We start from the raw sequence: 24922 nt of genomic DNA, 5'->3' as shown, positions 1-24922 counted from the left end.
GATCTCCCTCTCTCTGCCGGGGCGCCCTGCTGTGGGAACCCACGGCTCCACTCTGCGCCCACCGCCGGGGTCGCGCCACGACCGGCTTCCTCCCTCCTGGTAGGCCACGCCTCCCACCCGTCGGACTCGATCCAGCGTTCAAGAGTTTTATTTAAGGTTGAGTTGAGAGCGCTTTCAAGTGCAGGTTATTGACGAGGGATGAAGTGACGACAAGAGTGTCCATGACACGCTGACCGGAGTCCCGCTTCCCCCAACCGGTCCACGTGCTGTCTCGACTGACCATCCGTCACGACCGCCTGCGACCCCCACGCCTGGCTGTCCGGTCCCCCAGGAGCATGCCGTGATCTCCCGCCGTAAACTGATCAGCGCCTCGATCGCAGCCGCGGCCGCGCCGGTCCTGCTCACCACCCTGCGACGCACCGCCTCGGCGAGTACGACCCCCACCCTCCCGGTCCAGCTGGCCAACAACACCTCGTCCGCCACGGTCTACGCCTACGTCCTGGGCCTGGACCTCAACCAGGGCAACAGCTGGGCCTTCCTGCAGGCCGACGGGAGCACGCTCTACCACCCGCCGTCCCCCTCCGCGCCGGGAGCGGCGCTCGGCGCCGACTGCGCGATCGCGCTGAACGCCCCCGGCTCTCCGGCCAAGACGATCAACGTTCCCCATCTGGCCAGCGGACGGATCTACTTCTCCATCGGCAGCAAGCTCACCTTCCTGGTCAACCCCGGCCCCGGCATCGCCATGCCGTCGGTGTCCAACCCCACCGACCCCAACATCGCCACGGCCTACAGCTTCTGCGAGTTCACCTACGACACCAACCAGCTGTACGCCAACATCAGCTATGTGGACTTCGCGTCCGTGCCCATCTCGTTCAACCTCCAGACGCCCCAGGGCACTCAGACGGTCAACGGCCTGCCGGCCGGCGGCCTGGAGACGGTGGCGTCCGCCCTGCGCACCCAGGCCGCCACGGACGGCAGCGACTGGGCCAAGCTCATCGTCACCGACTCCAGCGGGGCGGCGCTGCGTGTGCTCAGCCCCAACACCGCGATCACGGCCAACCCCTCGCTCTTCAGCGGCTATCTCGAAAGCTACATCGACCAGGTCTGGACGAAGTACCAGAGCACCGACCTGGTGATCGACACCCAGGCCTCGTGGGGCAGCACCACCGGACGCGTCAGCAACGGCGTGCTGAGCTTCCCCGGGGTCGGCAGCTTCGCCAAGCCCAGCACCGCGGCCGTGTTCAACTGCAGCAGCGCCCCGTTCACCACCGGCAACGACGAGATGGGGAACCTCAGCGCCCGTCTCGCCGCCGCCCTCAACCGCACCACGCTGCTGGCCAACGCCAACCAGCCCGACGGCGAGAACCCCTCCGCCTTCTACGCGCAGCCGCGGACCAACCACTACGCCCGCATCCTGCACCAGACCGCGACCGACCACCTGGGCTACGCCTTCCCCTACGACGACGTGCACCCCGCCGGAGTCGACTTCGAGGGCAGGGTGCAGTCGTCCTCACCGACCTCACTCACCATCAGCGTCGGTGCCGCGCAGGGCGGTTCGACCAGTACGTCGGCCTCGGCCTCGCCGACCGGTGGCACCGGCACCGGCGCCTTCGGCACCATCCAGGCCGAGTCCTTCACCTCGCAGTCCGGTACCGCGACCGAGACCTGCAGCGACACCGGCGGGGGCCAGGACGTCGGCTGGATCGCCAACGGGGACTGGCTGAGCTACGCCGGCATCGACTTCGGCAGCACCGGGGCCACCCAGTTCCAGGCCCGAGTGGCCTCAGGAGCGGCCTCAGGTGTCAGCGGCCTGGTCCAGGTCCGTCTCAACAGCCCCACCGGCACGGTGCTGGGGAGCTTCTCCATCGCCAGCACGGGCGGCTGGCAGACCTGGCAGACCGTCCCCGCCGCGATCACCCGCACCACCGGGGTCCAGACCGTCTACCTCACCTTCGCCAGCGGGCAGCCCGCCGACTTCGTGAACATCAACTGGTTCACGTTCAAGGCCAGTTAGGAATACCGTCAGCCAAGGCGTCGGCGGCGGGAGTCCGAGCCCCCGCCGCCGGCGCGCGTACGCATTACCGGGGGCCGGCTCCGAAATCCCTCCGCAGGTGATTCCCGTCCCGACGGAAGCACTCATCCGCCGCCGTCCCCGATTACCGTCCGCTTACGGAATAGTGGCATTCCCTGTGAGGAATTTCACGACCCGGACACGGTGACGCCGTCGAACCAGGCGGATCCGCCCTGGCTCAGACCCTGGTCGCCGAGCCGCAGTTGGAGGTCGGCCTGGGCCGCGCCGGAGGGCCTGGCCAGCGTGATCGAGACCTGTTGCCAGTCGTGGCTGCCGCCGTTCGAGAACACGGCGTGGTCCGAGCCGATCTGGCGGCCCGCGGAGTCGTAGAACAGGAGGTCGATGCAGACCTTCTGTTGTGACGGTCCCTCAGTCCGGATCCAGGCGGCGTAGGTGTGGGACCCCGGCTGTACGGCCATCCGCGAGGCCAGGCCCGCGAAGACGTACCCGCCGGCGGCGGCCGTGAGCTTGAGCGAGCCGTCCCCGCTGTGCGAGACCGCCGCGTCCTGGGTCATGGTTCCCTTCGTGTAGCCGACCTCCTGCCAGGCGCCCGGTGGCGTGGTCGCGCTGGCGCTCGGAGTCGCACTGCGGCCGAGGCCCGCACCGGCACCGGCACCGGCACCGGCACCCATACTGGGGCTGGGACCGGACGTGCGACTGCGGCCGGGGACGGGCGCCGCGAAGGCGGTTCCGATCGCCGACGGACGGGCGGCCGCGCCGCCCGCGACCGACGACGGGGCCGACCGCGTGCCCCCCTTGGAGTGGACGCCCGTCAGCGTGGCCGCGATCACCCCGGCGACCATCACCAGCAGGATTCCCACCTGCCACAGGCCACGACGGCTTCGCAACCGGGCCCGCCAACCGGACTGTTGTGAGCGTTCACCTGATTCCTCAGCGACCGCGCCGTTCTGGGTCGGCAGATACGCTGCGACCTGCGCGCTCATCGCCCGCACCGCCCCGGTGGCACGTCCGCTGGGGCCGCGTTGGGCGCTTCCGTCGCCCGCGCCGACCCGGCGGCCCGGTCCCCGACGTCGGCTCCAGCCGGCCCGCACCATCTCGGTCAGCCCCGGGGGCGCCTGCCGGTTGTCCTCGACCTGGGCGATCAGCCGCTCGCGGCCGCGTTCGACCCATCCCGCGTCGAAGGCGCGCGACGTCACCTTGCCGAAGGCGGTGAGGAGGTCGGCGGCGGTCCGGCCCTCGCGCGCATCAGGATCGTTGGCCCGGTCCAGGACCGCCCGCAGCAGGTCCGGGACGCCGTCCAGGGCCGCGGTTCCCGCGCTCGTCCTGGCCCTGCGGCCGGTCTGGCCCCCGAGGACGGACGGACCGGCCGGGGCGGACTGACCGGCCTTTCCGGCCGGGAAGACGCACGCCGCGAACAGGATGGCGACCGCGGCGAGGTCCGCCGCGATCGCCGTCTCCCGCTGTTCCGTCGCCGGCCCCGCCTCGGGTGACGAACCGTCAGGGGAGCCGGTCCGCCGCACCAGTCCGACGTCGACCAGCACGCACACGCCGTCGGTGCCGACCAGCACCTGGTTCGGGTGCACGCTGCGGTGCGGCACCCCGCGCCCGTGCAGTGCGCTCAGCGCGGCGAGCACATCGGTGACCACGACCGAGGCGGTCTGCCAGTCGAAGCCGCGGGACCGCTGAGTCAGCAGCGTGGACAGCGGGACACCGTCGATGTGCCGACGGACCACCGCGATGATGCGACCGGTCGCCCCCACGACGTAGCGCTCCGGCGGTGCCACCCGGGGGTCGTCCAGGGCCGCCAACGCCGAGGTCTCGGCCGGGTACGCGCCCTGGAAGCCCGGGTCGGCGGCCAGCCCGACATCGAGGACGCGGAGCGACGACAGCACACCGGACTCGTCGCGCAGCAGCTGTGTGGTGCCCGCATCGCGGTCGGATATCCACGTCCCGTTCCGGGCTTCGGGGCCGGAACGCCTTAACGCGTGTTGATGCGCCATTCCACTGCTCACTTCGCGGCCTCCCACATGAATTGCTGCTCATCATCATGAACAGATTTGCTGCTGTCCAGTGCTCCGCTCTTGCCTGCGAGCCAACCAGGAGCATTCCGAAGGCGCCGGGGTGTCGACACACCTGCCCACAGGTGAGCGATCTGCTCGGGAAATCACCGTCCCGGGGGCGAAGTTTTCCGGAAAACACACTCCGGGCGACGAATTGGGATCCGAATCCGCACCACTGCCTAGACTCCTGCCGTCGGCGCCGGAGCAGACCTCCACGATCACCCGCCGGCCCGGCCCGGTGTCCCGCCCCGGGGTCGAGCCGACCCGCTCAGCGCCAACTCTCTTATCAATTCCTAACGGAGACGCTGTGCCCCGTTCCGGCCGGATGACTCCCTCTATGCTCGGATCGGCCAGGTAGTCACCCATTGACCCTCCCGGCCCAGCTGCCTCAACCGGTCCCCACCGGTACCGGGCGGTTGATTCACTCCCAAGGTCAGCGGATGCCACCGGGCCAGCTTCCCCGGGCCGGTGGCATCCGCAGGACCGGCGAAGGAGGTTGCATGTCCACCGCAACGCACTACAGTCCGGGCCTCACATCGCAGCGTGCCCCGTCAGCCCACCCGGCTCGGGCCGCCTCGATCGTCGGCCACCGCGACCGGGTCCCCGTGCCCCGGAGCAGCGGACCCCAGGGAGAGGCGCCCCGCACGGTGCCGCACGACGCGCCGTGGGTGGCCCTGCCACCGGGCTTCGCCAGGCTGATGCGGGGTGAGAACCCGCGACTGGTGTCCGAGATAGTGGAGCAGATATGCCGTCAACTGCCGGAGTACGCCCAGCTGTTCGAGGAGGACTCCGGGGCGCTGCTGCGCCGGGCCACCGGCCGGGTACTGGACCACTTCGCCGAGCTGATCGCCGGCGACCGCAGTTCGAGCGTCGCCTCGGCCACCATCCACCGCGCGCTGGGACGCGGTGAGTCCCGCGCCGGCCGCAGTCTGGACCTGCTGCAGGCCGCCTACCGCCTGGGCGCCCGCCTGGTCTGGCGCAGGTACGCCATGGTCGCGCGCCACACCGGGGTCTCCCAGGGCACGCTGGCGCTGCTCGCCGAGGTGATCTTCGCCTACACCGACCAGATCGTGATCGCCGCTGCCTCCGGCTACGCACAGGCGCAGACCGACGAGCCCGGCACCCAGCGCTTCCTCCGTCAGAAGCTGCTGCGGTCGCTGCTGGCGGGCGAACCCGCCTACCTGGTGGCCGAGGCCGCACGGGCGGCGCGGTGGAAGCTGCCCGCTGTGCTCTCCGCGGTCGTTCTGCTGCGGCCGGGGGTTCCCGACTCCCCGGCCGAACGCACCGCCCTCGGCAGCGCCGGCGCGGCCCGGCTGCGGCACCGGCCGGACGTCCTGGCGCAGTTGGAAGGCCCGGAGGCCTTCCTCATCGTTCCGGAGCCGCACGCCCCGGGCGCCCGGGAGCAGCTGGCCGAGCTGCTCGGGGACCAGCCCGCGGTGGTCGGCCCCGCGGTGCCCTGGGCCAGCGCCGCCGAATCGCTGCGCTGGGCCCGTACTGTCGCCGAGCGGCTGCCCGGCACGGTCCTGGCCGACACCTCGGGTCCGACCTACTGCGACGAGAACCTGTCGGCGCTGCTGCTCCTCGGCGACCAGGCGCTGGTCGGGCTGGTCAGCGAACGCTGCCTCGCTCCGCTGCGCGGGCTGACCCCCAACCGCCGCCGTCATCTGGAGGCGACCCTGCTGGCGTGGCTGGAGGCCAGCAGCGGCAGCGCTCCCGAGGTGGCGGTCAGCCTGGGACTGCACCCGCAGACGGTGCGTCAGCGGATGCGCCGCCTGGAGAAGCTGTTCGGCGACGCCCTGACGGACCCGCAGTCCCGGTTCGAGATCGACCTGGCTCTCCGGGGACGTCTGCTGCAGGAGCGGGAGGCGGCGCGGACCGCGGGGTTGGCCGTGCCGGCGGACCGGGCCCTGCTCAGCCCGGCGGGGTGAGGCCGCCCGTGGCGAGCAGGTAGGCGTCGGCCTGCTCCGGGGTGAGGACGTCGCCGCCTGCCTGCTCCAGGTGGGCGGCGACGCCCTCGCCCGACCGGGCCCGCCCTGGTCACTTCCGCCCGAAGATCCACCAGCCGCGGCGCTGCTCGGGCTCGCAGGAGCAGCGCTGCGCGGCGGGGACACCGTCCAGCACCTGGTCGACGTGGTTGCCGCAGCCCGCGTAGGTGTACTTGCCGCAGCGGGAGCAGCTGACGCGTCGGCACATGGGGGTCTCCTTCGTTCGGGTTCCTGATACGCGGTCCAGCATACCCCCGGGGGTAATTCGATACCCCTGGGGGTGTCACCGGCACCTCGGAATTCCCGAACCGGACATCTTCCGGTGGTGGCCGCCCCGTCCGGCCGTACGGGAGAGTGGCTGCACCGGCTACCCTGGCCGGGACGGCCCAGACACCGTGTCGGAGGGAGCTCGCATGCTCGAATCCGTAGGACTGGACGACCACACCGAGGAGACCTACCGGCACCTGGTCTCCCGCTCCCCCGCGTCCGCCACCGAGCTGGCCGATCTGCTCGGCACCGGCGAGCGGCGGGTCCGTCGAGCCCTGGACGCCCTGGTCTCGCTGGGCCTGGCCTATCCCGAGGCCGGCGGCACGGGCCGGTTCGTCGCGGTCGACCCCCAGGTGGGCTGACCGGCCCAACCCCGGCCGCCAGTGCGCTTCCGGGCATGCACGGCCCGTTTTGCGGTGATATGACTTTTCTCTAGGCGTCATCACCTCATCTCAGCGGGCCGAGCAGCTGGAGCTGACCGTGTCGAACTACCCCTTGCTCAACGTCTTCTGGACCATGCTGGAGTTCTTCCTCTGGATCCTGTGGTTCTTCCTGCTCTTCAAGATCATCACCGACCTCTTCCGCGATCACAGCCTGAGCGGCTGGGCCAAGGCCGGCTGGATCCTCCTGGTGATCGTGCTGCCCTACCTCGGCGTACTGCTGTACGTGATCATCCGCGGCCGCTCCATGGGCGAGCGCGACCGGGAGCAGGCACGGCAAGCCGACGCCGCGGTCAAGCAGTACATCCGGCAGGCCGCGGCGACACCCGGCGCCGAGAGCGGAACCGGTGCGAACCATGTGGACGAACTCTCCAGGCTCGCCGACCTCAGGTCCTCCGGGGCGCTCAGCGACGAGGAGTTCCAGAAGGCCAAGGACAAGCTGCTGGCCTGACGGCCTCCTGACCTGACGCCGATCGGCTCACACGCTGACGCACTCACCGGGGATCGAGGGCTGCGACTCCTCGGCGTCCCGCTGCCCGCCGTGCAGGCCCTCCCCCGGCCAGATGCCCAGGGCCGTGCACATGGTCGGCATCAGCGTCATCGCGGCGGCCAGGTAGCCCCGGTCGGAGGGGTGGTAGCGGTCCGAGGCGAACATCTCCGGACGGCCGGCGAACTCCGGGCCGAGCAGGGCGCCGAGCAGGACGCTGTGCCCGCGAGCCTCGGTGACGGCTTGGTCCTGCGCCGCCGCGAGCCTGCGGCTGGCCTGCCGGGCCAGCCACCGCAGCGGTCGCATGATGCCGCCGACCGCCCCCAGATCGGGGCAGGTGCCGACGACGACCTCGGCCCCGGCCGCACGCAGCCGCCGTACGGCGTCGCCGAGCTGCCGCGCCGCCTCGGCGGGCTTGACCTGCTGGGCGACGTCATTGGCCCCGACCATGATCAGCGCGAGGTCCGGGGCCGGCTCCCGCTCCAGCACCAGCCGGGTCTGCCGCTCCAGGTCCGCGGAGACGGCCCCGTTCGCCGCGACGACGGTGAGCCGCACCGGCCGTTCGGCGATGGCGGCTATACCCCCGGCGAGCAGCACCCCCGGGGTTCGGTCGGCGCGGTCCACCCCGAACCCGGCGGCAGTGGAGTCCCCCAGCACCACCAGGGTCAGGGGCTCGGCGCCGTCACTCGCCAGTTCCCGCCCGTAGCACCCGTCGGCGGGCAGCGGATCGCCCTGCAGGACGTCCAGCTTGACTGCGGCGATCTTCGCCTCGGCCAGCAGCAGACCCGCGAACCCGGCGCCGATCAGGCCGATGCCCCCGCCACCGTAGGCCGCCGCTGCCGCCACCCGCCGTGCCACTCCTCCACGCGACATCAGCGACCCCCACCCTGTCACCGTCGAATTACTTGTATGGCCCAACTACATGGGAGATACCCCGCCGCGGGCGGTGCAGAAACCCTCCGCCGGTTTCGGGCCCCTGACAGCATCGTGCACCACACCACTGACAATCCGGGGGACCGCTCCGCTCAGCCCCGCTCAGGACGGATCGGCGGTGCAGCCGGGGTGGCCCCAGCCGGCGCCGACCCTGGTGATCTGCTCTCCCTTGGCGTAGGACCGGCCGCACGGGCAGGTACCCGGGAAGCGTGCGGAGAGGGTCCGCGCACGGCTCCCGGCCCCGGCCGGCTTGGGCGTTCCGGACGGCTTGGCCGCGGCCCCCGCCGCAGGTCGCCTGCTGCGGGCCGCGGATCCGCGCACCGGGTCCGGCACCGGGAGGTCGGGGGCGGTTCCGCCGGACGCCTGCTGGAGCCGCGCGGCGTCGCTGGCGGCCTTGTCGGCGATCGCGTTCAGCGGGTCACCGTCCACCTGGTGCGCCGGAACGTAGACGAAGGTGACGTCGCGGCCCTCCAGCAGCGCGTCGATGCGCTGAATCAACTCGCGGTTGGCCACCGGCTTGCCGCCGGCGTTCTTCCAGCCGTTGCGCTTCCAGTTGGCCAGCCACTTGGTCACCGCGTCTCGGGTGTAGGTGCTGTCGAGCCGGACCTCCAGCGGCACCGCCGGGTCCGTGGCCGTCAGCAGCTGTTCCAGCGCGGTGAGTTCGCCGATGTTGTTGGTGCTGTGGCCCAGCGGTCCGGCCTGCCAGCGTTGCGGCGCGCCGGCGCTGTCCGCCACCACGAAGGCCCATGCGGCCGGCCCCGGGTTTCCCTTGGCTGCTCCGTCGCACGCCGCGACGACTCGTTCGATCATGCCCCCATGATGGCAGTTCCCCGCCCCTCCCCCGGCCCGCCCGGGTGGCCGGCCGGCCGGCTGCCGTACGCGGCCAGCGCGGCCTGGATCCTCGGCAGGTCCGGGCCGTGCGTGGCGCTGAGGCCGGTGAGCGCGGTGGTCCGGCGCAGCCGGTAGTCGACGGTGTTGGGGTGGATGTGCAGCCGCTCGGCGGTCCGGCGCCGGTCCAGGCCGGTCGCCAGATAGGTGCGCAGGGTCTCCAGCAGGTCGGTCCGGCCCGCCAGCGGCCCCAGCAGCGCGGCCAGGTGGTCGCGGGCCGGGCTGGGCAGTGCCAGCTGGTACTCCATCAGAACGTCGTCCAGCCGGTAGAGTCCGGGACCGCGCCCGCAGTCGTGGGCCACCTGGCGCACCTGAGCGGCCAGCCGGGCGGCTTCGGCGACCTCCTCGGGGCCCGCGGCGACGGCCGCGGCGGTCAGCTCGGCGCCCGACGCCCTGGCCACATGCCGCACCAGGCCGGCGAGCCGGTTCCAGTCGGCCGCGGTCAGCTCCTCGGTCCCGACCGCGACCGGGACCAGCGCGACTCCGCCGTCCGGCGACAGCGCGGTCAGCACCGTGTCCGGCACCTGTCGCTCCAGCTCCGCGCGGATCCGCCGCACCTTGCGGCGTGCCGCGATGGCGGCGTCCACTCCGGGGGTGCGCTCGTCCGGGTGCTGGGCCGCGGCGATGCTGACGACCCAGTAGCACGCGGGCAGCCGCATGCCGGCGCGCTCGGCGGCCTGCTGCGCCGGGGCGCCGTCCAGCAGCGCCGACAGCAGGGTCTGCCGGGCGCTCTGCTCCTCGCCGAGGACGGCCCGGCTCTCCTGGATGTAGCCGGCGAACACGGATCCGGCGACCACCTGCAGATAGCGCAGCAGCAGTCGCTGGGCCGCCAGCACATCGGCCAGGTCCTCGGGCCGCGCGTCGGCCATCATCCGGTCCAGGCACTCGTGCGCCCCGAGGAAGTAGGCGCCGACCACCGCGTCCAGCGGGACGCGTTCCTCCGCCCTGCGCGCGGCCGAACGGTGCATCAGTTCCAGCTGTGCGGCGTCGGGCAGCTTGCCGGTCCGCAGCACCTGCGCGAAGCCCCGGATCCCGCGTACCACGACGCCGGTGACGTCCCCGTGCAGCTGCTCGGCCGGGAGGGTGGCGTAGACCGGGAGTTCCTCGACCAGCCGGGCCACGATCTCCGCCGCCAACTCGTGCACCGAGACGCTCAGCCGCCACTCCAGCGGGATCCCGCCGATGCTGATCGGGGCATGACTGACAAGCGTCACAAGGCACCTCGCGAAGTTCCGGCGCCGGTTCGGGGGCCGACCCGGCTGCGGGTGCCCCGATGCGGCGGGGCCCTCCACTATTACCGCTCGGTAACCCTGATGGGAAGCGGCCCGCCCGGTTTTGTGACGCGTCACAGATCCAGCGGGGAAAGTCTGCGTTCCCGTCCCAGGTCCGAACCGGCCGTACCCGACTCATCATGGCGTGTCCCCGCCACCCCGGGGACGTCCCCGCCACCCCGGGGATGCCGTACCCAGCACCTGAGGAGAGCCGTGCGCAAGCCACTCGCCCTGGCCGCGACCGCCGCACTGACCTGCACCTGCATGTTCCTGCCCGGCGTCGGACCGGCGTCGGCCGCCGCCCCGGCCGCAGTCGCCCCCGGCTCGGTCGTGCCGGACCAGGACCCGTTCTACTCCGCTCCCTCCGACATCGCCCAGTACGCGCCGGGGCAGATCGTCGCGAGCCGTGCGGTGCCCGGCGTGAACCTCTTCGGGATCCCGGTCCCGGTCGACGCCTGGCAGATCTCCTACCGGACCGACGACTCCCACAACCAGCCCGAGCTGGCGGTGACCACCCTGGTCGTCCCGAAGGCCGCGTGGACCGGGTCCGGCCCGCGCCCGGTGGTCTCGCTGCAGACCCCCGAGGACAGCCTGGGCACCCAGTGCGCTCCGTCGTACCAGATCGCCTCCGGCTCGGACGTCCAGGACGCGGCGCTCGGCGCCCAACTGCTGGCGGCGAACTGGGCGGTGGCGCTGCCCGACTTCGAGGGCCCCAAGTCGGTGTTCCTGGCCGGACCGCAGGCCGGCCACGCGGTGCTGGACGGCATCCGCGCCGTGAGGAACTTCGGCCAGGCGGGCATCGGGACCGCCAACCAGTGGGCCCTGGACGGCTACTCCGGCGGCGCCGAGGCCACCGGCTGGGCCGCGCAGCTGCAGCCCTCGTACGCCCCCGAGGTCAAGCTCGCCGGCGCGGCCATCGGCGGCACCCCGTCCGACCCGGCCGCTGTGGGCCACTACATCGACGGGACCGTCTTCGCCGGCTTCGAGTTCGCCGCCGCGGTCGGCATCTCCACCGAGTTCCCCGAGGCCGGCATCCCCGCCCTGCTCAACAGCCGCGGCAGGCAGGACTTCGCGGCGGCCGCCGGGACCTGCGAGATCAGCCTGCTGGCGACATTCCCGTTCCGGAAGCTCAGCTCGGACACCACCGCCTCCGATCCGCTGAGCGTTCCCTCGGTGGCGGCCGTGCTGCGCGAGAACACGCTGGGCGCGGCCGCGCCGAGCACCCCGGTCTACGACTACCACGCCGACACCGACGAGATCGTCCCGGTCGGCCAGGACAACACCCTCACCAGTGCCTGGTGCGCCGGGGGCGCCACCGTCCAGAAGGTCCGCGACCTGCTCGGCGAGCACGCGGAGGAGATCGCCGCCCGCGCGGTGTCGGTCGAGGTCTTCCTCGCCGCCCGCTTCGCCGGGAAGTCGCCGTCCAACAGCTGCTGAGCCCGGCCGGATCGACATCGGCACGACACCGCGCGGGAGGGACGCCCCCTCCCGCGCGGTGTCTAGGATGCGGACATGGACGATCGCGTACTTGGCAGGACCGGCAGGAAAGTCTCCGTGGTGGGTCTGGGGACCTGGCAGCTCGGCGCCGACTGGGGGGCCGTGCGTGAGCAGGACGCCTTCGAGGTGCTGGACGCCGCCGTGGCCGGCGGGGTGACCTTCTTCGACACCGCCGACGTCTACGGGGACGGCCGCAGCGAGCAGTTGATCGGCCGTTACCTGCGGGAGCGGCCGGACAGCGGGGTGTTCGTGGCCACCAAGATGGGCCGCCGGGCCGAGCAGCTGCCGGAGCACTACGTCCTGGACAACTTCCGCGCCTGGAACGACCGTTCGCGCCGCAATCTGGGCGTCGACCGACTCGACCTGGTGCAGCTGCACTGCCCGCCCGGCCCCGTCTACGCCGACGACGCGGTCTTCGACGCGCTGGACACCCTGATGGCCGAGGAGCGGATCGCCGGCTACGGCGTCAGTGTGGAGACCTGCGACCAGGCGCTGGCGGCGATCGCCCGTCCCGGCACCGCCAGTGTGCAGATCATCCTCAACCCGTTCCGGCTGAAGCCGCTGGAGCAGGTGCTGCCCGCCGCGGAGCAGGCCGGGGTGGGCATCATCGCCCGCGTCCCGCTGGCCTCCGGGCTGCTGTCCGGGCGCTACACCCGGGACACCGTGTTCGGCGCCGACGACCACCGCAGCTACAACCGCCACGGCGAAGCCTTCGACCAGGGCGAGACCTTCTCCGGCATCGACTTCGAGACCGGCATCGCGGCCGCCGCCGAGTTCGCGGCGCTGGCCCCGGCCGGCGCGACCCCCGCCCAGACCGCGCTGCGCTGGATCATCCAGCAGCCGGGCGTCAGCAGCGTCATCCCCGGCGCCCGCAGCGCGGCCCAGGCGCAGGCCAACGCCGCGGCCGCCGCCCTGCCGCCGCTGACCGGGCCGACCCTGGACGGGATCCGCGACCTGTACGACAGCCGGATCCGCGCCCACGTCCACGATCGCTGGTAGCGCGCACGCTGAGGCTCTGTCCGTTCGCAGCTAAACGAAGAGGTTCGAGCGGAACCGAACCTGCGACCACTAGGATCGGATCACCAGGGAACCGTCCGACGGGGAGCAGCGCCGTGCATGCCGAGGAACGACACCAGACGATCCTGCGCCGGGTGCGCCAGCAGCGGTCGGCGCGGGTGACGGACCTCGCCGCGGAACTGGGCGTGTCGCCGGTCACCGTGCGCAAGGACATCGAGCTGCTCGCCGAGCGCGGCCTGGTCGCCCGGGTGCACGGCGGGGCGATGGTCCCCGAGGACTGGGCCAAGACCGCGCCGGTCGAGCAGCAGGCGCCCACGGCGGCGGCGCCGGACATGTCCGCCAGGACGCTGGGGCTGATCGTGCCGTCCTCCTCGTACTACTTCCCCGACGTGATCAGGGGTGCGCGCGAGGCCGTCGCGGCGGCGGGGGCGCGGCTGGTGCTGCGCATCTCCGACTACGATCCACAGGCCGAGCAGGCCCACGCGCGCGAACTCATCGAGGACGGTGTCGACGGCCTGCTGCTGGCCCCCTCCCGCGAGTCGGCCTCCTCCCCCGACGCGGCGCCCGGTCCGGGCGGACGGCAGTGGTACGAGGAGCTCGACACCCCGGTGGTGCTGGTCGAGCGCCGCCCCGGTGAGGACGATCCGACGGTCGAGCATGTCATCAGCGACCACAGTCTCGGCGCCCGCCTCGCCGTCCGCCATCTGGTCCAGAGCGGCCGCCGGCGGATCGCGCTGCTGATGCGCGGCAGTACGCCGACCTCGCCCTGGATCGAGGAGGGCTACCGGGCCGCGCTCACCGCCGCCGGCCTGGATTGCCCGACCGGCGCGGGCTACGCCGAGCTGGGCACCGGGAACAGTGGAACACCCGCCTATGACAAAGCCATGCGCGAGTTCGTCGACATGGTCGCCACCGGCGAGGTGGACGCCGTCCTGGTCCACCCCGAGCACGATGCGCTGACGCTGCTTCAGCATCTGCGCACGCGCGGGGTACGGGTGCCCGAGCAGCTCGCCGTGGTGTCCTACGACGACGAGGTCGCGGCGCTCGCCGACATCCCGCTGAGCGCGGTGGCACCGGCCAAGAGCGAGGTCGGCCGCTGCGCCGCGGAGCTGCTGATGCTCCGTCTCGATGACACCGAACGGCCGCGCCGGCGGGTGTTCATCCTGCCGGAGCTGCGGGTCCGGGAGTCCAGCTAGGCGGGCCGTTCGGACGCGCCGCCGCCGCCGGTGTCGTAGCCGTTCACCGCCTTGAGCACCGCGCCCGGACCGGTCAGTCGGATCCGGAGCTCGTCGACGGTGACCGGCTGGAAGGCGTGCAGCCGGCGGACGCCGACGGTGTGTCCGACGGCGATCCGCTGGTCGCCCGCGTGGATCTGGTGGTGCTCGATCCGCTGACCCGCGGTCAGTTCCTCGCGCAGTTCCAGGTGGTCGATGCGGACCGGCCCGGGGAACCGCACCAGCACGTCGTCGCCCTCCGCGGTCAGCCGGGCGGGTACGGGTGCGGCGAAGCGGCGGTCCAGCTCGCCGGTGAACTCCAGCAGCCGGCTGCGGTCGTGTGCGTCGATCAGTCCGCGGCGGTCGGGCGCGACGTTGAGCAGCAGTCCGGCGCCGAGACCGACCGAGCGGTACCAGATCGCCAGCAGGTGGTCGCGGCTCTTGAGGGTGTGCAGGTCGTCCGGCTGCCAGAACCAGTTGGCGCGGATCGGGACGTCGCATTCGGGCGGCAGGTAGCGGGCGGTGCCGAGCTCGGCCTGGCCGTCGTGGTAGATGCTGATATCGGTGCTGCGGGTGACGTAGTAGCAGGGGTCCTCGGCCAGACCGTCCTCGTTGCCGACCCAGCGGATCGTGGGCCGGCCCAGGTTGAAGACCATGGCGTCCGGCTGGTGCTCCTCGACCACCGCCATGATCCGGTCCCAGTCGTAGTCGCGGTTCTCGGACCCCGCTCCGTCGAACCAGAGCTCGTACAGCGGCCCGTAACGTGTGCACAGCTCGGTGAGCTGGCGCGCGTAGAAGTCGTCGTATGCCTTCGGGTCCTGGTAGCAGGGCGCATTGCGGTCCCAGGGCGACAGGTACAGGCCCATCCGCAGCCCCTCAGCGCGGCAGGCCTCGGCCAGCTCGCCGACCACATCGCCCCGGCCCTGCCGCCATGGGGCGGACCGGACCGAGTAGTCGGTGGTGTCGGTGGGCCACAGGCAGAAGCCGTCATGGTGCTTCGCGGTGAGCACCACGTACCTCGCCCCGGCCTGGACGGCGGTGCGCGCCCATTGGCGGGCGTCGAGCGCGCTCGGGTCGAAGGTGCGCGGATCGAGGCTGCCGTCGCTCCACTCGGCCCCGTTGAAGGTGTTGATGCCGAAGTGCAGGAAGAGACCGAAACCCGCTTCCTGCCAAGTGAGTTGACTGGGCGTCGGCGTGGTCGTCATCGGCGGCCCCCTCAGGCGATCCGGTCGAGGCGGTCGTCGGCGAGCGGGTGGGCGAAGGGCAGGCCCGCCGCGTAGCGGGCCAGTTCGTCCAGTGCGGCGTCGCCCAGCCGACGGGTCTCGTTGCCGAAGGATCCGGCGATATGCGGGGTGAGCAGCAGGTTGGGCAGGTCGTAGAGCGGAGAGTCGGCCGGCAGGAGGTCGGGATCGATGGTGTCGATGACCGCGTTCAGACGCCCGGAGACCAGTTCCGCGCTGAGCGCCGGGGTGTCGACCAGGGCGCCGCGGGCGGTGTTGATCAGGGTGGCTCCGTCGCGCATCAGCGCCAGCCGCCGTGCGTCGATCATTCCCTCGGTGGCGGGGAGATGCGGTGCGTGCAGGCTCACCACGTCGCTGACCGCGCACAGTTCGTCCAGTTCCACGCCGCGCACGCCCAGGTCCGCGGCCTCGGCGGGGGCGAGGAAGGGATCGTGGACGACCAGGTCCAGATCGTAGGGGTGCAGCAGCTCGATCACCCGTCGGCCGATCCGGGAGGCGCCGACGATGCCGATGGTGCGCCGGTAGTTGCCGATGTGGCCCAACTGGCCGCGCCAGTCGTGCGTTCCGCGTACCCGGCGGAACTCCTCCCGCACCGCCAGGATCTGCTTGTTGGCGAACAGCACGGCGGCGACGGTGTATTCGGCGACCGGGAGGGCGTTGGCCCAGGCCGCGGTGGAGACCTGGACGCCGCGACGGCGGGAGGACTCGGTGACGATCCCCTTGACCGATCCGGCGGCGTAGACCAGGGCCTGCAACCTGGGTGCGGCGGCGAGCAGTTCCTCGTCCAGGGGCGGGCAGCCCCAAGAGGCGAACAGCACCTCGGCACCGGCGAGGGCGGCCGACCGTCCGGGGGCGCCGGCGTCGCTGGGGCCGGCGGGGCCATGGAGGATCAACCCGGGTACCACGTCCGCCAGGTGGTTCAGTCTCGCCAGCGCCTGGGCGTCCAGGAGGCCGGGCAGCAGTGCGGGCTCCATCGCGAGCAGGACCGTGGGACGGGACGACATGCTGGGTGGCTCCTTGCTGTTGCGGCGGTTCACTTGACGCTTCCCGCCGTCAGGCCGGAACGCCAGTACCGCTGGAGGCAGATGAACAGGACGAGCACCGGGAGCACCGCGACGGTCGCGCCGGTGAGCGCCAGCGGCGTCATCGAGGGGTCCGGCACGGACTCCGTCTGCCAGATGTAGACGCCGAGGGTGACCGGGTAGAGGTTCTTGTCCGAGAGCATCACCAGGGCCAGGAAGAAGCCGTTCCAGATCGCGGAGAACTGGAAGAGCATGATCGTGGTGAAGCCGGACTTGAGCATGGGCAGGGCGATCGACCCGAAGATCCTGATCTCTCCGGCGCCGTCGACCCGGGCCGCCTCGATGACCTCGTCAGGGACGTAGCCGAGGCTGAAGACCCGGCCCAGGTAGACGCCGAAGGGGTTGACCACGGAGGGGATCAGCACCGCCCAGACGGTGTTGACCAGGTGCAGCTTGGAGAACATCAGGTACATCGGGATGACCGTCGCGGCGGACGGGACCAGGACGCCCAGCAGCACCGCGCCGAAGAGCTTCTCCTTGCCCCGGAAGTGGTACTTGTCGAAGGCGTAGCCGGCGGCGACGGAGATCAGCGCGCAGACCGCCGATCCGATGCCCGCGTAGAGCACCGAGTTCAGGCACCAGCGCAGATAGATCCCGTGGTCGGTGTGGATCAGCCCCGACAGGTTCTCGCCCAGGGCGATGTGGTGGAAGTCGAAGACGCCACTGGCCAGTCCGGTGTTGTTCTTCGTGGCCGCCAGCAGCATCCACAGCACGGGGAACAGGCTGTACACGGCGGCCAGGACGAGCGCGGTGTTGACCGCGCCCTTGGAGAGAAGACGTGAGCGTGACGGGCTGCCGGTCGGTGCGGACCGGTCCGTGGCCGGGCCGGTCTCTGCTGCTGCGTCCTTCGCCAGCGTGAGGCTGCTCATGCGCTCCTCCAGGGCTTCGAGAAGCGGGTCACGATATAGGAGAGGGCCGCGCAGAACAGCGCGAGGAGCAGCGAGCCTGCGGCGGCGCGTCCGTAGTCGTTGCCCTGCAGTGCGGCGGCGAAGTTGTACATGTTGGGCGTCCATCTGCTGCTGATCGCGCCTCCGCCCATCGAGCTGAGCAGCAGGGGTTCATTGAACAGCTGCAGCACGGCGACACCGGTGAACAGGCCGACCAGGCCGACGGAGGAGCGGACCAGGGGGATCTTGATGCTCAGTGCGGTGCGCAGCTCGGAGGCGCCGTCCACCCGAGCGGCCTCCAGCAGTTCGCGCGGGATGGCCTGCAGCGCGGCGTAGAAGATGACCATGTTGTAGCCGAGGACTTCCCAGATGCCGATGTTGGCCATCGCGGGCACCGCCGTGGACTCGCTGCCCAGGTCGAACGGAATGCCGCCGGACTGCAGCAGCTGCACCACCGGGCTGACCTGCGGGGTGTAGAGGTAGACCCACACCAGCGCGGCGATGATCCCGGGGACCACGTGCGGCATGAACAGCGTGAGCTGGAAGAACCGCTTGGCCCGGGCGAGTGTCGAGTCCAGCAGCAGCGCCGCGGTCATGGAGCCGGCGAGCATGAGCGGGACGTACACCAGGGCGTAGAGCGCCACATGGCCGAAGCCGCTGCGGAAGGCCGGGTCGGCGAGCGCGGAGGTGAAGTTGTCCAGTCCGGAGAAGACCGTGGTCGCCGGGCCGAATCCGAGCCCGGAGCGGTGCTCCTGGAACAGGCTCAGCCAGACCGCGTAGCCGATGGGCGCGAGGGTGGCCAGAGCGAAGAGTGCGAAGAACGGGGTGAGCAGCAGAGCTGCCGCAGTGCCCTTGCGGCCCCGGGCCGCGGGCATCCGACGGGATGCCCGCGACGCGGATGGCTTGGTGGTTGCCATGGGTGGGGTCCTCAGCCGGCCGTGACGCTCAGGCCGGCGGACTGGAGCTTGGCCACCGTGCTCTGCTGGGCCGCCTGGACGGCGGCGGCGACGGTGGTGCCGCTGGAGAGCTTGCTGAGCCCGTCGGTGAGGGCGGTGATGGTGTCGACCATCGACGGGCCCCAGACCTGACCCGAGGTGACAGTGGTGGCGGCCTGCTTGAAGACCGAGTACACGTCCTGGCCGCCGAAGTAGGAGGCGTCGAACGCCTGCTGGGCGATGTCGGCCATCTGCGGGTCGGCGGGCAGGGCACTGGAGGTGCCGCCGGTCACCCGGGCCTTGACCGCGGTCGCGTCAGTGGCCAGCCAGGTTGCGAACTCCGCGCCCGCGGCGGCGTACTTGCTGTTCTTGGACACGGTGGTGGTGGAGCCGCCCAGGGTGCTGGTGGCCGCGGTGCCGTCCCAGGTCGGCAGGGGGGCCACGGCCCACTTGCCGGACTGGTCCGCGTAGGAGGTCTTGAGGTAGGCGGCCTCGAACGGGGGGTCGATCATGCCGATCTGGGTGTCGGCAGTCACGTCCGCGGCGATCGAGGGGCTGTTCGACGCATAAGCGCTGACCAGTCCGCCCTTGACCAGGTTCTGCCAGTAGGCGGCCACCTTCTGCGAGGCGGCGTCGGTGAAGTTCACCGTCCACGTGCTGCCGGAGGTGCTGAACCAATGCGCGCCGGCCTGCGCGGACAGCGCGGTGATGGTCGGGTCGTTGGTGTTGAAGTTGGCCAGGACGGCCTTGGGGGCGACCTTCTTCAGTGCCTGCGCGTCGCTCTGGAACTGGGCCCAGGTAGTGGGCACGGTGAGGTGGTACTTGGCGAAGAGGTCCTTGCGGTAGTAGTACAGCTCGGGCTCGACGTCGAAGGGGACCGCCCAGCTCTTGCCGCCCAGTGTGGTCAGGTCGATCGCGGCGGAGGCGAACTTGGCCTTGGTGTCGCTGGTGACGTACTGGCTGATGTCCTGCACGTCGCCCTGGCTGACGAAGTCCGGCAGTTCCGCGTACTCGCAGTTGAAGACGTCGGGCCCGTTGCCGGCCTTGATCGCGGCGAAGATCTTGGCATAGCCGTCGGCGCCGCCCGCGATCACCGAGAGCGTGACATGAGCGTCCTTGTGCGAGGCGTTGAACGCGTCGACGACCTGCTGGGCGTTCTTGGTCCAGGACCAGTAAGTCAGGTTGGTGACCTTGGTTGCTCCGCCCGAGGCGGTGCCCGCGGATCCGGACGAGCTGCCGCATGCGGTGAGACAGAGGGCGACCGATGCTGCCACAACCGCGGCTGCGGCGGTGGTGAAACGACGGGGTGCCGTCATGACACTGCTCCTTTGAAGGCCAGTGAGGCGAGGTAAGGTGAACGCAATGATTCGATAGTTAACGTCACTAGTCAATAGAGAACGTAAGTCAAATATTCGGTTGGGTTCGCTGTGCTTCGCTCGAAGCGCGAACGTTCAGCTCAGGCAGGATGAACATCCGTCGGCGCGGGCGCTGCGGGTCGGCCAGCCGGAGCAGCAGCAGCTCCATGGCCGAGCGCCCCACCTCGTGCTTGCACGGCGCCACCGCGGTCAGCGGCACATCCGCGAGGGCCGCCACCTCGTCGTCGTACGAGACGACGGCGATCTGCCCGGGCACCGACAGTCCGCGCTCCCGAAGCCGCTGCAGCAGCGCCAGGGCGTCGTGTTCCGGGTGGACGATGACGGCGTCGATCCGCCCGGACGCCGCGGCCCAGATGAACTCGGACGTCGCGCGATCGTAGCCGCCGCTCCCCCGCACCTCCGCACCGAGGTCGAACAACGAGCCCTCGCCGGTCGCCGGGAGGCCGGCCGCCCGCAGGCCGTCGAAGAAGCCCTGCCGGATCCACGGCGAGGTGGGCGTGGATCCCCGGATGACCAGCGCGATCCGGCGCCGGCCGCCGCGGACCAGGTGCCCCACGGCCAGCCGGGCCCCGTGCACATGGTCGGTGGCCACGTGCTCGACCGCCGGGGCGTCCTCCCCGGGGCGGCGCTCCACCAGGACCACTGGTACGCCCAGGTCCTCGCACCAGTGCCGCCCCAGCGCCGTCCCGCCGTCCTGGGACGGCGCGATCAGCAGCCCGTCGACCCCGTCGCCGACCAGCTGCCCGGCCGCTGCCAGCTCCGCCTCCGGGTCGTAGTCGGAGACCCGCAGCACCAGCCTGGCCCCTGCGGCGGTGGCGGCGTCACGGGCGCCCCTGACCACCTCCGGGTAGTAGTAGTCGGCCGACGGGACGACCAGCCCCAGCCGCAGCGGGCGCCCCGCCCCCGGCGGCCCGGAGGACGCCACCGGAGGCATCGTCCCGGCGGCGTCCTCGGGGCGCATCGCGCCGCCGTGCACCCGGCTGACCAGCCCGCGTTCCGCCAGCAGCTCGACGTCCTTGCGCACGGTGACCGGGGAGACCCCCAGCTCAGCGGCGAGGTCCGTGACCCGCATCGACCCGTTCTCCCGCACCTGGCGCAGGATCGTCCGATGCCTCTCCTCGGCGTGCATCCACCCGTTCCCCTCCGTCGGCTGCTGGTCGGCTTCAGTCTAGCCAGGGAAGGCACGGATACACACGATTACTTTCGTTTTCTTTTGACTTGGCGTTTTTGGCACCACCGGTTGCTGAACCGGCGCTCATGGGTGGTTCGGGGGCCGGGTCCAGGCGTCGCGGTCGGTGGTGTCGGCGCCCAGGACCGCGGTGGCGAGTCGGTGCGTGCCGGGGGTGAGTTCGCCGCGGAGAGTCGGCAGCAGGGTGCGGGGCCAGAGCAGGTGGGAGTTGGGGTCCGGGCGCAGGAGTTCGGCGCCGGTCGCGCCGCGCAGCCGACGGATGCCGCTGATCAGGCCGCCGGACTCGGCCAGTGCGTGTCCGGCGGGGGAGGTGTCAGTGCCGGTGTCCAGGCTCGTCACGGCGACCTCGGTGTCCGGGACACAGAATCCGCCTTCGGCGGTCCACAGCCGGCGCCCGGTGGTGATCCGGTGCAGTCGTAGGTGCCAGGGACCCGCAGGCAGGAGTTCGGTCTCGACCTCCACGTCCGGCCAGGGGTTCCAGCTGATCCGGGCGCCTTCCACGTTGGTCCGCGCGTCGGTCCCGTTCTCGCGGACCCGCCAGTGCACGCCGTCGTCGCTGAGGGCCAGGGCCGAGTCGAAGCCCGCGCCCTGCAGGTCCCGGGACCGGGTGGGCACGGCGAAGCCGAAGGCGGTGCTGTAGGCGAACTTGCCGTACTTGGCTTCGCCGTGGCGGACGTAGTCGTTGGTGCGGGACACCGCCAGCGCGGTGACCTGTCCGGTCCCGGAGCGCTGGAGCAGGAGGCCGGGTGCGGGCTGCGCGCGCAGGGCCGGCCCGGCGGGCGCGGCCTGTTCGGGCGCGGTCCAGAAGGGGTGCCGCGCGGGCAGGGCGAGGGGCAGGAAGGCCTTGCAGGCCCAGTACGGCGAGCCCGGCGCGTTGTACTGCTCGCTCATCTGGAGGTTGGGGTAGGCGTAGCCGACGGAGAGGGCGCCGTCCGGCTCGCAGATCGGCTGCCGTGCCCACCAGCGCAGGTTGGTCGCCCAGAGCGCGCGGATCCGCCCCCAGGGCAGCGCGGGGGTGTCGGCGAAGGCGAGCGCACCCCAGAAGGCGGACTGGGCGAAGCGGTAGCCGAGGCTGCGCCCGAAGGGCAGGGCTGCGCCGTCGGCGGCGAACCAGTGCTGGAAGTCGGCGGCGAAGGCCGTGGCGCGCTCGCGGGCGCGAGCCGAGAGGGCGGCGTGGGGCGGTCGGGCGAGGACGGTGTGCAGCAGGGCGTAGAAGTGGATGCCCCAGGGCCCGTAGTAGTCGCAGACCGAGCCTTCGGGGCCGTCCGAGTACCAGCCGCCACCCCGGTGGAAGTCCTCCACCCGGTCGAAGGCGGCCGCTGTCACCGCCTGGTCGGCTGCCTCGCCCACCGATTCCAGGCCGAGGTTGACCAGAACCGGGAACAAGTGCCAGTTGTTGTCGGGTATCGCGTAGGCGGAGGCCGCTTGCCGCAGCCAGCCGGCGAGCCGCTCGCGCTCCTCGGCGGCCAGCGGGCCCCAGAGCCGGTCGGGCGCGAGCGCGAGCCCGAAACCGATCGCTGCCGCCTCGACCAGTCGCTGGTCCATATCGCCGGGTTCGCCCCAGTAGCGGGGGCTCGTCGGGTCGGTGCCCCGGGCCAGCGACCTGCTGATCCGTCCCCAGCCGGAGTAGTGCCCGCCACCGGCCGCGAGTGGGGCGAGCCCCCACAGCGGCCGGGCTGTCGACTCCAGCGCGGCCACCCGTGGGGTGTGCGTCGCGCCCGGGACGGCGCTGTCCTGCCCCCCGGTCACGGCGTCGAGTGGGGCGCAGAGCTGGAGCAGCGCGCGTTGCCAGTCCGCTCGGCTCCGCAGTGGGTTGCCGGGGAAGGGGAAGCGCGGAGCGGTCATGCGGGCACCCTAGCGGCCGCCCCAGGCAAACGAAACCCGATGCACGGTTACACACTCTTTCTTTCTATCAGTTGCTATCTGCATCAGATGACTTGACTCGAAATGCTTTCAGTCAGAGAGTGTCCCGGAACTCGCCGGCCCCCGCGACGGCTCGGCCGAGCCCCACATCATCCGAAAGGGAGCAATGATGCTGCCCAGAACTCTTCGCGGTGCGCTCACCGCCTGCGTCACCGGCCTCGCCCTCGCCCTGACCGCACTGGTCGCCGCCCCGGACCGTGCCCACGCCTCGTCCTCGTTCACGCTGTACGACAACACCAGCTACAACGACGCCAACCTCCAGGCGAACTACGGGCTGACGCCGTCCGGCGTCGTATACGACTCCTGGAGCATCACCTGCGCCAACACGTCGGCCTACAGTTGCAGCCTGCCGCCCGAGAGCGACTTCCAGGCCAAGATCAAGTTCATCGACGCGACGATCCCCGCGACCTCCCCCCTGGTCCTGGACTTCGAGGGCATCGACGGCACCGCAGGCACTGCGGCCGCGCAGGAGAACAACAACTACCAGGCCTGGCTGACCCTGCTCAGCTGGACTCGGGCCGTGATCCCCAGCAGCCAGCCGCTGGGCATCTACGGCTACGACTACGACCTCAGCGCCCTGGAGATCACCCACGCCACCTCGCTGCACCAGAACGGCGCGACCGTCTTCGTGCCCTCCCTCTACACCCACAGCACCACGGCGTCCGCCTGGACCACCAACCTGACCAACGCCGTCGCCAACGACCAGACCATCGCGCCCAGCCAGCCGATCTACCCCTACATCTGGCCGCAGTGGGACATCTCCGGCAAGACCAACACCTTCATCGACGCCACCACCTGGGCCAGTGAACTGTCGCAGCTCCAGGCCAAGACCCAGGGCGCCGTGATCTGGTCCGGACCCGGCGACATCGGATCGGGCAGCTGCGGCTGGATCGGCGCCACGCACGACTTCATGACGGGCCTGACCGGCACCGGCGGCTCCACCGGGTCGCTCACCGCAAGCGTCACCTTCCCCAGCACCTGCACACTCACCCGGGGCCGGACCACGTCCGTCCCGATCACCGTGACCAACTCCGGGAACAGCGCCAGCGCGGCCACCACCCTCTCGGTCACCGCCGGCAGCGGTATCAGCGGCACCCCGGCCGCGACCGCCGTCCCCGCCCTGGCAGCCGGCGGCACCTGGTCGACCACGGTCGCCATGACCGTCGGCTCCAGCGCGAGCCCGGGCGACACGGTGATCGCCTTCAACCTGGGGAGCTACGTCCAGAACCGCACGGCCGTCATCGAGGATCCCGACCTCGCCCAGGGCATGACGGCCACCCAGTCCTCGACCAACGGCAGCTACACCGCCTCGCTGGCCGTCGACGGCACCACCGATCCCGCCGTCGCGGACGGCTCGGTGAGCCAGACCGGCACCGACGCCCGGGCCTGGTGGCAGGTCGACCTCGGCTCCAGCCAGAGCATCGGCTCCGTCGCGCTGTGGAACTCGGACGCCGCCACCGCGACGAAGAACTACTACCTGGTCGTCTCCGACAGCTCCACCGCCGCCGCACCGACGACCCCGATCCCGCCCAACCAGTGGACCCAGACCTCGACCGGTGTCTGGGCGATCAACGTCACCCGGGACACCTTCCGCTACCCCGAGTACAAGACCGGCACGACCGTCCGCGGCCTGGCCACGCCCACCGTCGTGCCCGCCGCGGTGACCGGCCGCTACGTCCGGGTCCAACTCGCAGGCAGCGGACCGCTGTCGCTGGCCGAGGTCCAGGTACGCCCCTACACGACCGACAGCCCCGTGCTGACAGACACCCAGCGACTGGCCAACGGGGGCTTCGAGAGCGGCTCAGTGTCACCCTGGACCGGATCGGGGACCTCCGAGAGCGTGGTCTCCTCCCCGGCGCTCGCCGGGGCCTACGCCCTCAAGCTGGGTGCCGCCAGCTCCACCGTGGAGCAGGTCATCGCCGTGACGCCCGGCACCACCTACACCCTCAGCGGCTTCGGGCTGGTGTCGGCCACCGGTAATCAGGTCGAGATAGGCGTCAAGGGCTACGGCGGCTCCCAACTCGTCTCAGCCATCACGGCGACCGCCTGGACCCAGGGATCCGTCAGTTTCACCACCGGCTCCACGACCACCACGGCCACCGTCTTCTGCTACCACGACACCGGCACCGGCACCGCCTCCTGCGACGACCTGACGGTCACCGCAGGCTGACCGCCGTCTGCACCACCGCGCGACGAGC

General features: G+C 71.4%; 20 protein-coding genes. 8 read left to right on the top strand and 12 right to left on the bottom strand.

Going from position 1 to position 24922, the window contains the following annotated elements; all coding sequences use genetic code 11:
- Positions 1–340: 340 nt before the first annotated feature.
- Positions 341–2014: a beta-1,3-glucanase family protein gene (locus ABH941_RS09425; RefSeq protein WP_370128201.1), complete on the top strand. Its 1674-nt coding sequence runs from the start codon at positions 341–343 to the stop codon at positions 2012–2014.
- 185 nt (positions 2015–2199) lie between these two features.
- On the opposite strand, the gene ABH941_RS09420 is transcribed toward ABH941_RS09425, so the two are convergent.
- Positions 2200–4032 (bottom strand): hypothetical protein, encoded by a 1833-nt coding sequence (locus tag ABH941_RS09420; protein WP_370128200.1) that lies wholly within the window; start codon positions 4030–4032, stop codon positions 2200–2202.
- A 560-nt stretch (positions 4033–4592) separates the two neighbouring features.
- Here ABH941_RS09420 and ABH941_RS09415 point away from each other — a divergent pair.
- Positions 4593–6020 (top strand): PucR family transcriptional regulator, encoded by a 1428-nt coding sequence (locus ABH941_RS09415; protein ID WP_370128199.1) that lies wholly within the window; start codon positions 4593–4595, stop codon positions 6018–6020.
- Between the two features lie 109 nt (positions 6021–6129).
- Here the strand turns inward: ABH941_RS09415 and ABH941_RS09410 are convergent, their stop codons facing one another.
- The gene (locus ABH941_RS09410) at positions 6130–6285 is read right to left on the bottom strand and encodes a hypothetical protein (protein WP_370128198.1); all 156 of its coding nucleotides are present in this window, start codon (positions 6283–6285) and stop codon (positions 6130–6132) included.
- A 205-nt stretch (positions 6286–6490) separates the two neighbouring features.
- Here ABH941_RS09410 and ABH941_RS09405 point away from each other — a divergent pair, with 205 nt between their 5' ends.
- Complete coding sequence (locus ABH941_RS09405; protein ID WP_370128197.1) at positions 6491–6706, top strand: helix-turn-helix domain-containing protein; 216 nt, start codon at positions 6491–6493, stop codon at positions 6704–6706.
- 118 nt (positions 6707–6824) lie between these two features.
- Positions 6825–7235: an SHOCT domain-containing protein gene (locus tag ABH941_RS09400; protein ID WP_370128196.1), complete on the top strand. Its 411-nt coding sequence runs from the start codon at positions 6825–6827 to the stop codon at positions 7233–7235.
- A 27-nt stretch (positions 7236–7262) separates the two neighbouring features.
- Here ABH941_RS09400 and ABH941_RS09395 read toward each other — a convergent pair whose 3' ends face one another.
- The 3 genes from ABH941_RS09395 to ABH941_RS09385 all read right to left on the bottom strand — a co-directional run bounded on the left by ABH941_RS09395 (position 7263) and on the right by ABH941_RS09385 (position 10306).
- Positions 7263–8144, bottom strand: coding sequence for an SGNH/GDSL hydrolase family protein (locus ABH941_RS09395; RefSeq protein WP_370128195.1), 882 nt, complete (start codon positions 8142–8144; stop codon positions 7263–7265).
- Positions 8145–8306: 162 nt separating this feature from the next.
- Complete coding sequence (locus ABH941_RS09390) at positions 8307–9014, bottom strand: ribonuclease H (protein ID WP_370128194.1); 708 nt, start codon at positions 9012–9014, stop codon at positions 8307–8309.
- A complete protein-coding gene (locus tag ABH941_RS09385) occupies positions 9011–10306 on the bottom strand; it encodes a PucR family transcriptional regulator (protein WP_370128193.1) in 1296 nt (431 codons plus the stop codon). Before ABH941_RS09385 ends, ABH941_RS09390 begins: the two co-directional genes overlap by 4 nt.
- A gap of 270 nt (positions 10307–10576) precedes the next feature.
- Here ABH941_RS09385 and ABH941_RS09380 point away from each other — a divergent pair, with 270 nt between their 5' ends.
- The 3 genes from ABH941_RS09380 (at position 10577) to ABH941_RS09370 (ending at position 14073) form a co-directional block, all read left to right on the top strand.
- The gene (locus tag ABH941_RS09380) at positions 10577–11800 is read left to right on the top strand and encodes a lipase family protein (RefSeq protein ID WP_370128192.1); all 1224 of its coding nucleotides are present in this window, start codon (positions 10577–10579) and stop codon (positions 11798–11800) included.
- Between the two features lie 75 nt (positions 11801–11875).
- Positions 11876–12859 (top strand): aldo/keto reductase, encoded by a 984-nt coding sequence (locus ABH941_RS09375; protein WP_370128191.1) that lies wholly within the window; start codon positions 11876–11878, stop codon positions 12857–12859.
- Positions 12860–12972: 113 nt separating this feature from the next.
- The gene (locus tag ABH941_RS09370) at positions 12973–14073 is read left to right on the top strand and encodes a LacI family DNA-binding transcriptional regulator (RefSeq protein ID WP_370128190.1); all 1101 of its coding nucleotides are present in this window, start codon (positions 12973–12975) and stop codon (positions 14071–14073) included.
- Here the strand turns inward: ABH941_RS09370 and ABH941_RS09365 are convergent.
- From ABH941_RS09365 to ABH941_RS09335, 7 genes are all read right to left on the bottom strand, one after another.
- Positions 14070–15296 carry an alpha-L-fucosidase gene (locus ABH941_RS09365; RefSeq protein WP_370128189.1) on the bottom strand — a complete coding sequence of 409 codons (1227 nt, stop codon included), beginning with the start codon at positions 15294–15296 and terminating at the stop codon, positions 14070–14072. The two genes, ABH941_RS09370 and ABH941_RS09365, sit on opposite strands and share 4 nt — an antisense overlap.
- An 11-nt stretch (positions 15297–15307) precedes the next feature.
- Complete coding sequence (locus tag ABH941_RS09360) at positions 15308–16336, bottom strand: hydroxyacid dehydrogenase (RefSeq protein WP_370128188.1); 1029 nt, start codon at positions 16334–16336, stop codon at positions 15308–15310.
- Between the two features lie 29 nt (positions 16337–16365).
- On the bottom strand, positions 16366–17283 hold the full coding sequence (locus tag ABH941_RS09355) for a carbohydrate ABC transporter permease (RefSeq protein ID WP_370128187.1): 918 nt from the start codon (positions 17281–17283) through the stop codon (positions 16366–16368).
- Positions 17280–18176 carry a carbohydrate ABC transporter permease gene (locus ABH941_RS09350; RefSeq protein ID WP_370128679.1) on the bottom strand — a complete coding sequence of 299 codons (897 nt, stop codon included), beginning with the start codon at positions 18174–18176 and terminating at the stop codon, positions 17280–17282. Before ABH941_RS09350 ends, ABH941_RS09355 begins: the two co-directional genes overlap by 4 nt.
- Positions 18177–18229: 53 nt before the next feature.
- Positions 18230–19552 carry an ABC transporter substrate-binding protein gene (locus ABH941_RS09345; RefSeq protein WP_370128186.1) on the bottom strand — a complete coding sequence of 441 codons (1323 nt, stop codon included), beginning with the start codon at positions 19550–19552 and terminating at the stop codon, positions 18230–18232.
- A gap of 88 nt (positions 19553–19640) precedes the next feature.
- Entirely contained in the window at positions 19641–20741 is a 1101-nt protein-coding gene (locus tag ABH941_RS09340) for a LacI family DNA-binding transcriptional regulator (RefSeq protein WP_370128185.1), read from the bottom strand.
- A gap of 126 nt (positions 20742–20867) precedes the next feature.
- Positions 20868–22646 carry a DUF2264 domain-containing protein gene (locus ABH941_RS09335; RefSeq protein ID WP_370128184.1) on the bottom strand — a complete coding sequence of 593 codons (1779 nt, stop codon included), beginning with the start codon at positions 22644–22646 and terminating at the stop codon, positions 20868–20870.
- A gap of 187 nt (positions 22647–22833) precedes the next feature.
- On the opposite strand from ABH941_RS09335, the gene ABH941_RS09330 reads away from it, so the two are divergent.
- Positions 22834–24894 (top strand): carbohydrate binding domain-containing protein, encoded by a 2061-nt coding sequence (locus ABH941_RS09330; protein WP_370128183.1) that lies wholly within the window; start codon positions 22834–22836, stop codon positions 24892–24894.
- The last annotated feature ends 28 nt before the right edge of the window (positions 24895–24922 follow it).

Origin of the sequence: Streptacidiphilus sp. EB103A (assembly GCF_041261405.1) — a bacterium.
In the GTDB taxonomy this organism is placed as follows: Bacteria; Actinomycetota; Actinomycetes; order Streptomycetales; family Streptomycetaceae; genus Streptacidiphilus.
This window is presented reverse-complemented; position numbering and strand designations above follow the sequence as displayed.